The sequence below is a fragment of the Parasphingomonas zepuensis genome, from assembly GCF_036663735.1.
In the GTDB taxonomy this organism is placed as follows: domain Bacteria; phylum Pseudomonadota; class Alphaproteobacteria; order Sphingomonadales; family Sphingomonadaceae; genus Sphingomonas.
Map to the genome: position 1 here is coordinate 1 of NZ_JAXOJO010000057.1, position 1,187 is coordinate 1,187.

At 66.4% G+C, this 1,187-nt stretch carries 2 protein-coding genes; both read left to right on the forward strand.

Annotated features, from left to right (window positions below; translation table 11 throughout):
- Positions 1-749, forward strand: a 749-nt coding sequence (locus U1769_RS25185) for a helicase-related protein (protein WP_332720897.1), incomplete at its 5' end; no start/stop codon positions are given.
- Positions 750-960: 211 nt separating this feature from the next.
- A partial coding sequence (locus tag U1769_RS25190; RefSeq protein ID WP_332720898.1) for a F0F1 ATP synthase subunit delta occupies positions 961-1,187 on the forward strand: 227 nt, incomplete at its 3' end.

A 1,187-nucleotide genomic window follows, 5' to 3' on the forward strand; every position in this document is an offset into this window, starting at 1 on the left:
AAGCCGTCGAGCGTGCGCTCGTGTTCAGCCGCACCAAGCACGGCGCCGACCGCATCGTGAAGCTGCTCGCCGCCAGCGGCGTCGCCTCCAACGCGATCCACGGCAACAAGAGCCAGCCACAGCGTGAGCGCGCCCTCGCCGAGTTCAAGGCGGGCAAGGTCAAGGTCCTGATCGCCACCGACATCGCCGCGCGCGGCATTGATGTCTCGGGCGTCAGCCATGTGTTCAACTTCGAATTGCCCAACGTGCCGGATCAATATGTCCACCGCATCGGACGGACAGCCCGAGCCGGCGCCAGCGGCATCGCGGTCAGCTACTGCGCCGACGATGAGCGTCCGTACCTGCGCTATATCGAGAAGCTGACTCGTCAGAAGGTCACGATCAAGCCGCTGCCAGATGGCTTCATGGCCGAATCGGCACGGATCAAGGCAACGCGCGGCCCGGTGACGATCACCCGCGACGAACAGAATGGCCGCAATGGCCGCACCATGCAGGACCGCAACGCCAGCTATCGCTCAGGCCAGAAGCAGCGCGACCCACGCGCCAATCCAGTCGGCGGCGATCGTCCGCGCGGTGACCGTCCTCAGGGCGATCGCCAGACGCTCGGCACCGCCGCACCACGCGGTGAGGGCGATGCGCCACGCTTCTATGGCCCGCGCAAGAAGACCTGGGCCGCTCGCCCCGCCGGTGGCGGCGGTGGTGGTGGCAAGGGCAGCACCAGCGGCGCCCGTCAGGGCGGCAACCGCTAAGCCAATCAGCGACGCGGCGTTCACGCCGCGTCGCTTGCTGTACGGTATCAGCGAGCTTTTACGCCAACATTCCCCGTCGCCGACCGCCACCCGGGTTGCATCCCACGCCCCCCTTTGCTAGGCGCGCGCCAACCCATCGGGGCTGCCACACCGGCGCGCCCCTTTTTCGCATGGGGCCATTTTCGAGACTCCGAAGAGGAAGCACGCATCCGTGGATAATTCCGGCGGTATTCAGGCCAGCCTAAGTGGGCGCTACGCAACCGCGCTGTTTCAGCTCGCGCGCGATGGCGGTTCGATCGAGACGGTCGAATCGAGCCTCGCAACTGTAAAGCGCGCATTGGCCGAATCGGGTGACCTCGCACTGCTGACTTCCAGCCCGCTGATCGGTCGCAATGATGCCGCGCGTGGCATTGCGGCGGCGGCACAGGTGATGAACCT